This is a genomic window from Halobacillus karajensis, assembly GCF_900108515.1.
GTDB lineage: Bacteria > Bacillota > Bacilli > Bacillales > Halobacillaceae > Halobacillus > Halobacillus karajensis.
Genome location: NZ_FNWW01000002.1, coordinates 416211 through 424874, shown reverse-complemented (window position 1 = coordinate 424874; position 8664 = coordinate 416211). Strand labels below are relative to the sequence as shown.

The window sequence follows — 8664 nt, the reverse complement described above, 5'->3', positions numbered from 1 at the left end:
CGCATCGTCGCCTTGGTGAGCCGTTACCTCACCAACTAGCTAATGCGCCGCGGGCCCATCTGTAAGTGATAGCAAGAAGCCATCTTTCAACTTTCCTTCATGCGAAGAAAAGTATTACCCGGCATTAGCCCCGGTTTCCCGGGGTTATTCCGGTCTTACAGGCAGGTTGCCCACGTGTTACTCACCCGTCCGCCGCTCGTTCCACGAGCTTCACCCCGAAGGGATCCACTCGCTTCCCGCGCTCGACTTGCATGTATTAGGCACGCCGCCAGCGTTCGTCCTGAGCCAGGATCAAACTCTCCATAAAAGTTAAGTTTGACTTGCTCATTTGCACACCGAATGTGCTTGTTTTAATTCGCTTCTATAATAGAAGGAATATCTTGACGTACTGGTTGGTTCGTTCAGTTTTCAAAGATCATATATTTTGTTCGCCGCTTCAAAACAGCGACTTAATAAATATATCATTTTCTGTTGCTTTCGTCAACAACTTTTTAAGATTTATTTTGTTAAGTTGTTTGCGGCTTGCCGCTCTCTTAAAGCGACAAGTAATAATATATCATGCGATTCGAAACGATGCAATATGTTTTTATAAGAAATATGGTCATAGGGACTAGGAGGCTGCCATTGGTTCCATTGATTCCGATAACTCAATCGGCAAATGGAGATTGTGATTTATGCAGTAATAGGCTGTAAGTAGCTCCTCGTCTTCCCAAGTCATTTGCTTTTCCGTCACGACGGTAAGTTCGACATCGCTTTTTTTAGCCCACGACAAGAGAGCCATGCAGATATACACCTACTAACTTATCTCCTATCATTTTAATGATTTATGCGATACATTCTTCGAAAAAAGATTCGAACCCCCCTTTACTTTCCACGAAATGGCATTTGCACTGGAAAAGCACTCTGTCAAAGAAACTCTAGAAATCTTGTAGATAATCCCTCTTTTTATCGATTGGTCTTCCTTTATTGTGATAGAAGAAATAAGAAAAAAGTTAGAACATCATAAGGAAGTAGTTTGGATACAGGAATCCTATAATACACTCGAAAGTAATCCACGGCGGATTTGAAAGCCTCAATAGCAGATCATCATACATTTATGAACTCTTGTTTAGGTAATCTTAAAATACCTTTTCTCCTACTTTCTTTTTGCAGAATGACAGAACAAACTTTGCAAAATAGTCGAAGTGGAAACCGTTTTGTAGTCTTCTCCTAACTCTTCCATCAACTCATCATATTTCTCAGCTAAATCAAATGATTGGCCTTGATCGTAAGTTTTCGCGACCATAATTTCAAATAAACTGAAAGTTTTTTACCATCATTGCTTTGTCCTCACCATGAACAGGAAAAATAGACATTGGCATTCCTACCGCAATATACGACAAGAACCTGTATTTTTCCTTCTTTGTATATAAGAACTTAAATATAAAACCTCCCTTAAAGATTAGTTATCTTAAGAGAGAATTTAACTTCTGCACATTTTCAGAGGAAAATACAGTTCATACTTTTTTGTAAGGTAATAAAACCCCATCCTATATCATGGGTTAGGGGATTATCACATAATTGTCATTTTACTTTAGTACAGAGTTGCCTAAGAATTAGGTTAAATTATAAATGTAATCTTCCATCAAACCACTTCTAAGTTATTTGTTCAAATTCGCAATATCGGAAGTGTGCTTTTGTTTTCTGATGTTATTATTATTAAGATTTATTATTTTTCCATAGACCCCTTCTCCTCTTGTAGCTATGCTACATTTTTGAAACTGTTAAACGAAGCCGCCTTGCTTAAGAAGCAACAGCCCCTATCTCGACTCTCGGAGATAGGGGCTAACTTAGAGTACCTTAAAATTTCCCGATTTCACCTGAATTACATTAGACTCTGAAACCAGAACCCAAGTCCTGTGCCAATGTAGTTTCCAATTATATACCCGAGCGTACCAACCAGGAGAATGGGCACGATCAGTTTATTCCAGCCTTTTGCAATTGCCATTGCTGCAGCTGTTGTGGGACCTCCCATGTTTGCGTTACTTGCAAGAAGGGTCTCTTCTAAATTAAATTTAAATAATTTACCCAAAACCAAAGAGAATAGCAGATTCATCAGAACAATAATTAAAACAAATACCAATAATAAAGGTGATGTTGTTACTACTATTGCGATGGAAGCTGGTACACCGATGACTACAAAGAATAAATAAATCAAGAACGTCCCAATTTCCTGTGTTCCTTTGATGCTTTCAAATTTTCTGGGGAACAATGAAACTGCCAGCACTGTAAGTGTCGTAAGCATCAGATAACGATCGCCAATGATACCGCTCAACACCTGAAAAATGATGTTTACATCCTCACCACCAGGAAGGATTCCGGCAAATAAGTCTGCGAGATTAAAGGATACTGTAACAAGGGCGAATGCACTCGCAACACTGATAGCAATATCTTTTAATGATATTTCTTTTCCTTTCCAGAAAGAAGCTGCCTGCGTTTCACTCTCCTCTCCAGTAACGCCCGATTCTACCTCATCAATATGGGGTGTTTTGAATTTGCCACGGAAAAATGAAAATGTCGGGATGGCCATCAAAACAAAGAAGAAGGTGGCCATCATCATATTATCTGCAACCACTGTAGCAGAAACAAGGTCACTTGGCGTCTGGAATTTTGCGGCCATTGCTGCAAAATTTACGCCACCCCCCGTATAGGACCCTGCCATCATTGCACCGATTTTATCCAGATGGGGAATCACATCTTTTAAGATCATAAATGAGATAATGGTACCGGCGACCGTACCGACGGAGCTTAACAGGAAAATAGTCAGCATACGTCCGCTTTCCTGCCAAACCTTCTTGATATTCGCCTGAAACAATAGTAACGGAATTGCCAACGGTACTATATAATTCCATACAGCATCATATACCCTAGACTCAAGCGGTATAACATTTAAATTCGCTAATACCATGGCACCGATTAATGCAATGATTGCTCCAGAAATTTTCGATGCCCATTTATACTTTTGCTCCAAATAAATACTGATTGCAGCCCACCCTGTCAGAAACGACCAGAGCGCCCACGTATTGTCTGAGGATATTAACGTGTTATCCAATTTATTCACCTCTTTGTTATTTTTAAAGCATGCGGTGTCCTTGCCCAAACAGAAATCGCCTTTTCGTTAGTCGGATTGATGTAGCGGTGAGGAATCATGCTGTTAAAAGAAATATTGTCTCCTTCTCCTTAAGGCCCTTCCTCTTCACCTAAGACGTTAGTTAATTTTCTTTTTTGCAGGACATATCCGCATTCTTCACCTTTACGCTCACTCTCCATTTTATTGAAAATTATGTATATTTTCTCATACTACTATAATTTGTTAACACCTTCAATTAAAGAAGGGAAAGTAGGGTATGCGTATTTCCTCTCTACTACTTCTTTTTCTTTCGTTTCGTTTTGTTTAATTAATGTGTTCGACTTTCCGCTATCGTTGCCGTTCGACTTTCCGCCACTGTTCTCGTTTACATTGTCGTTCGCGTTGTCCATTTCTTCATATAAAGGGAGTATCCGATAAATGGGAGCCTGGTTGCCAGATCTCGAAGTGAATGTGATGTATCCTTTCTCCACGAGTTCCTTGCGTGCTTTACGGATGCTGCTTTCGCTCAAGTTGGATTTCATACAGAGGACGGTCATCGAAGCAGTGAACTCTTCTTTCCAACGGGATTTGTTATTTACGTGCATAAGGCTGTGCCAAAGGTTGATGACTGCGGATGATAGAGGGTTGAATTCCTGGTGATCGTAGAAGGCGTTGATTGCTTTAATATAGTTCATTAGGATTTTCCTATTCTTATGGAAAGATGGAGGATTTGTGCATAAAAAAACACTTCCTCAATTCTATAATCGAAGGAAGTGTGTGTTTAGGTGTCTATGAAAAGAAAAGTTTTTTATTTTTTAGAAAAAAGGTCAAAAAACTGGTATTGCCTCTTCTATTTGCTGATACATGCGTAAGCAGCACTTGCTCTGTAAGAACCATTCCCAGCATTTTATTGTTATATGATTACAGACGGATCGGTTAATTTTACTTTGTCAGGTGTAGGCAACCGTTGCCTTTTTAAATAAACATCACGATCTCAAAAAACTCGCGCATCTTTTTTGGGGGATTACACCTTGAATTCAAGTACTACACCCTGATTAAGATTTGTATTATTGCTAACCCTACACGTATGGAGGTGATTGGCAATGCCAAAGAACCAGACAGAAACTGAGGTTGGACAAGGAAGAAAAGAGAATACGAAACCAGTGATTGAGCCAGGTTATTCCGGGACAGATCCAAATAAAGTAAAGCAGGAAATTCAAAAGGATGTAAGCGAAGGGATAGGAAGCATGACATCCCGTGAGGCGGGATCGATGAGAGATTAAAGAACCACTATTTGTGTGGTTCTTTTTTCTACATATATATAACTTCCCTATATTGCTGCTTTCTCCTATTATAACGTTCCGCCTATTGTCTCTTCAGAGCACCTTGGTTTCAGGGTGTCTTTCTATATCTCTCCCTTTCTTTATAAGGGGTTACAGACAAAATATTGGCAAGCTTAAATGACCGGACAGTCTTACGAGTAAAACAGTAAGCGAGGACTGTTTCTTCTATGAGCGATACCACTCGTATGATCCTCTGTGATATCTTCCCTTTGTCAGCCATGTAGATGAGTTCCAGTTTTTGCTTTTCCTCTAAAGCTCTTCTCCATATTCCATTCATATATCATCACATCCCTTAATACAAATACGAACGTTAGTTCTGTTTATGTATATGATAGCACAACGGCATTAGAAGTGAACTGGTAAATGAAGGTCTCCTAAATGAGAATATTCAGGGATTTAGAGATACCCTTTTATTAATGAAATTTTTTAAAAAGCTGGGTAACAGGTACAGAACGATCAGATATGGATTCTCGAGTGGGGCCTCTCCTGATGTCGCTTTATATTAGAAGTTGCTTATGGAATTCAGGGAAGATATGGAGTATTTCGAGTCATCGATGTTTCTTATATAAAATTCACCAGGAAGATAGGCCCTGGCACCGACCAGGGCTTTTTTAGATGTGCACCGACGATTTATATCAGTTATTCATCCATTCCTCGGTTGTTGTCATTATTGTTTCTTTCCAAAGGTCCTTCGTCAAGTTCGATCTCCCGGTCACCAAAATCGATCTCCTCATTCTCCCGGTCGATGATTGGATAGTCGACATCAGGCCTCGTATCCTCCCCATTATCTCTGTCCAGACGATTTCTTTGATCGTCTTGCTCATAACGTGTCGGTTGGAAGTTAACATCTTTTGGTTCCTCTTGTTCGTTGACTGCGCAACCGGTCAAAACAGATGAGAGTAATAAGCCCAGCAAAATCGTTCCTTTTATCTTCATTTATTCACCTCCTATTCCAACCTCTAATATTTACAAAAAGGCATGTATCATACATCTGGCGCTACCTAAATAAACCATTATAAATAATGCTTTACTCATGGCAGAATTGTCATGGACTCCCTTTTACCAAATCCACATCAAAGGAATGATATATATGGCAGGCAGAGGAAACTCTTGGTTAGCAATAGGAGCAGCAGCTATGTATGGAATAAATAGAATGAATCAGAATGGCGGGGGCATAGGAAATGGCTCAAAGAGCACGAAATAGACAGCCTGCCCAAAGCATGCAAAATGCGCTTCCAAATGTTAATGGGAAGTAAAAATCCTTTCCTAAAAGAAACCTGATGCACATTTCCCTCTAAAAATAGATGTGGTAAGACAGAAAAAGCCCCACCCTCTCGAAGAAAGGTGGGGCTTGCTGTTAATAAAAGTTAGTTAATTCAGTACTCGTAATGCCGAAAGCTGGTTCCATAAACTGTAAATTTGTATATGTAGCATCTTTAGCTGGGATAAAATAAGTGAAAACAAGCCATCACCATTAAATATGGGTAACAATTTAAGTCCTCTCTACTCATGAGGTGACAGAACTAAATCCCTTTTTTATATTAATGAACTATTTCAATAAACGACTTCCAAAAATTGTACCCTTTTTATAATGGGATATAAAATACTAATCTGCACAAACCATCAACATATTTCCATCCGGATCTTTAAAAACAAAGAAGTGATCATACTGAATTTCCGTCACAAGTTCCACACCATGATCCTCCATAAATTGATAAGATGCCTGGATATCATCGGTACCAAATTGAACGGCAGGAACATCAAGTGTTGGAAGCTCCCCATTTTCATCTCTCCACATTGGCATCTCATCAAGAATCATCCCTGACCCTTTTTCCATTTCCGCAGCGAACAGGTGTCCAAAGTGAATCTCCCCATCTTCTACTCCCAGCATTTTTGAATACCATTGTCGAGCCTTTTCAATGTCTGTTACTGGGATGAAGACCGAATTGATTTTGTTTTTTATTGGACTCTTCATCACTTTTCCCCCCTCTTACCTGCTTTTCCAATTTAATAACTAAACGATCGGATCACATAAATCCACAATATCCTCATTCCCCGTCCATTTCGAATAAATTTCTAAGGACCATTTCTCCGGCACTCTCGTATGTCCATTCTCCTCGATCCATTTATGGAGAGGAGTATACACCTTGAAAATTTCTGAAGCATGGCCTGTAAAGTTCAGAACCGCATATTTCTGCGCAGGGATCACCAGGGTAACCATCCCGTCTGGAATGTCTTCAAAATCATGAACCTCATAACAAACCCAATATCCGTCGTCTTCTTCGGAAGTTTTTGCAGCTTTAAAGGCACCGATAAGTTTAACCGGGTCCACGATTTGTTTCATTTCATTTTTTCGGAGGTTTAATGCCATTGACGCTTTCGGGATCTCTTGCCCATAACCTGCCATATCTTCACAAACCACACGAAATCCAACCAGTTTCTTTTCTTCGACTTCCCTTACACCTTTTAAGGTTATAGGATTGATTTTTTCCATATCCACCTTCTCCTTTCTCATGCCTATTGCTTATATATAACACTTCTGCGAAAGGTTAATTTTTCCTCTATGATTATTCCTTTACAATTTTGCCGGATTCCTAAATAATTGTGTCGATTTCTTAAATAGTGATGTCGAAAATGTAAATAACATGGTCGGATTCCTAAATCACTCGTGTCGAATTCCTAACTAATGCAAAACTTCCAAGGTTCATTAAAAAATGACTCTTCCAACCATATAAAAAAGCAAGCACTCCATCGAATGCTTGCCTTTAGGTATACCCTTGATCCATCTTGATTTTAAATAATACGGACAGTAACGATCCCTTCGATCTGGCGGATCTTCTCTTCTAAGTCAGGAATAACCGTATCCTCTACTTTATTTTCGATATCGATCATTGTATAAGCAGAATCTCCTCGACTTCTGTTGACCATATCCGCGATGTTCAAGCTATCATCAGATAAAACAGAAGTGAGCTGTCCAACCATGTTCGGGACGTTATCGTGGAAAGCAGTCACACGGCGTTTCCCTGTATAAGGCAGAGAAGCATTCGGGAAATTCACGGAGTTTTTGATATTCCCTGTTTCCAGGAAATCCCGCACCTGGCGAGCTGCCATTACAGCACAGTTTTCCTCCGATTCTTTCGTCGATGCACCAAGGTGTGGGAGCGGAATAGCATTTTTCATTTTCAACACGTTTTCATTCGGAAAGTCTGTCACAAACTTATCTACTTTTCCGCTTTCAAGTGCTGCTGCCATATCCTCTTCGTTTACCAACTCTCCCCGGGAAAAGTTTAGTATATGAACACCTTTTTTCATCATGTTGAATGCTTCTTCGTTGAACATCCCGTTATTGTCATTGGTTAACGGAATATGTACGGTAATATAATCAGAACGGCTGAACAGCTCTTCGATCCTCATGGCGCGTTGTACATTGCTGGACAGATTCCAGGCTGTATTTACAGAAACGAACGGGTCAAAACCAATCACATCCATATCCAAATCCAGGGCATCGTTTGCTACTAGAGAACCGACCGAGCCCAGGCCGATGACACCCAACGTTTTTCCTTTGATTTCTTTTCCGATAAATTGTTTCTTCCCCTTCTCTACAAGGGCCGGAATTCGATCTCCTTCTCCTTCTAATGTTTTCGCCCAATTCACACCGGAAAAGATATGGCGGGATAAAGCCATCAATGAAGTTAATACGATCTCTTTTACGGCATTCGCATTGGCACCAGGGGTATTAAAAACAACAACCCCACGCTCGGTACAATCTTCTACTGGAATATTATTGACACCCGCACCTGCCCTGGCGATTGCCTTGATATTTTCATCGAGTTCCATGTTATACATGTTATGACTGCGTACAATAATGGCATCAGGATTCTCGCTGTCGTGATCGATTGTATAACTCTCTTCACCGAATACATCCAGGCCACATGCAGCAATATTATTCAACGTCTTTATTGTAGTCTTTTTGCTTAAGGTTAGTGTGCTCATTTTTACTTCCCCTTTCGAATTATGACGATTCTCCATGTTTTCATAAAGCAGATTTCTGGACGCCTCCTACCTCAATCGAGATATAAAGGACTCCACCGCCTTCTTAAGGTTTCACAACTCACTCTCCTGAAAAAATTACCAAAGTGCATTGCAAGCAGCTATTCCGTCCCCCCCTTAATTGAAATCCCCGTAGTTTTTTGGTCAAAAGAAAAGGCCTGG

At 40.1% G+C, this 8664-nt stretch carries 9 protein-coding genes and 1 rRNA gene; 1 reads left to right on the top strand and 9 read right to left on the bottom strand.

Going from position 1 to position 8664, the window contains the following annotated elements:
- The 4 genes from BLW54_RS07180 to BLW54_RS07170 form a co-directional block, all read right to left on the bottom strand.
- A 16S ribosomal RNA gene (locus BLW54_RS07180) occupies positions 1-307 on the bottom strand; the annotation flags it as partial.
- A 303-nt stretch (positions 308-610) separates the two neighbouring features.
- A complete protein-coding gene (locus tag BLW54_RS20650; RefSeq protein ID WP_155996924.1) occupies positions 611-781 on the bottom strand; it encodes a hypothetical protein in 171 nt (56 codons plus the stop codon).
- 1083 nt (positions 782-1864) lie between these two features.
- Positions 1865-3091 (bottom strand): DUF819 family protein, encoded by a 1227-nt coding sequence (locus tag BLW54_RS07175; RefSeq protein ID WP_074733664.1) that lies wholly within the window; start codon positions 3089-3091, stop codon positions 1865-1867.
- A gap of 251 nt (positions 3092-3342) precedes the next feature.
- Positions 3343-3804 carry a helix-turn-helix domain-containing protein gene (locus BLW54_RS07170; protein WP_074733661.1) on the bottom strand — a complete coding sequence of 154 codons (462 nt, stop codon included), beginning with the start codon at positions 3802-3804 and terminating at the stop codon, positions 3343-3345.
- A 408-nt stretch (positions 3805-4212) separates the two neighbouring features.
- On the opposite strand from BLW54_RS07170, the gene BLW54_RS07165 reads away from it, so the two are divergent.
- On the top strand, positions 4213-4392 hold the full coding sequence (locus BLW54_RS07165; RefSeq protein ID WP_074733659.1) for a hypothetical protein: 180 nt from the start codon (positions 4213-4215) through the stop codon (positions 4390-4392).
- Positions 4393-4501: 109 nt separating this feature from the next.
- On the opposite strand, the gene BLW54_RS07160 is transcribed toward BLW54_RS07165, so the two are convergent.
- The 5 genes from BLW54_RS07160 to BLW54_RS07140 form a co-directional block, all read right to left on the bottom strand.
- Positions 4502-4729, bottom strand: coding sequence for a WYL domain-containing protein (locus tag BLW54_RS07160; protein ID WP_074733657.1), 228 nt, complete (start codon positions 4727-4729; stop codon positions 4502-4504).
- A gap of 362 nt (positions 4730-5091) precedes the next feature.
- On the bottom strand, positions 5092-5388 hold the full coding sequence (locus BLW54_RS07155) for a hypothetical protein (RefSeq protein ID WP_035508852.1): 297 nt from the start codon (positions 5386-5388) through the stop codon (positions 5092-5094).
- A gap of 670 nt (positions 5389-6058) precedes the next feature.
- Positions 6059-6427 carry a VOC family protein gene (locus tag BLW54_RS07150; RefSeq protein WP_074733655.1) on the bottom strand — a complete coding sequence of 123 codons (369 nt, stop codon included), beginning with the start codon at positions 6425-6427 and terminating at the stop codon, positions 6059-6061.
- 39 nt (positions 6428-6466) lie between these two features.
- Positions 6467-6946 (bottom strand): GyrI-like domain-containing protein, encoded by a 480-nt coding sequence (locus BLW54_RS07145; protein WP_074733652.1) that lies wholly within the window; start codon positions 6944-6946, stop codon positions 6467-6469.
- 299 nt (positions 6947-7245) lie between these two features.
- Positions 7246-8445, bottom strand: coding sequence for a phosphoglycerate dehydrogenase (locus BLW54_RS07140; RefSeq protein WP_074733689.1), 1200 nt, complete (start codon positions 8443-8445; stop codon positions 7246-7248).
- Between the last annotated feature and the right edge of the window lie 219 nt (positions 8446-8664).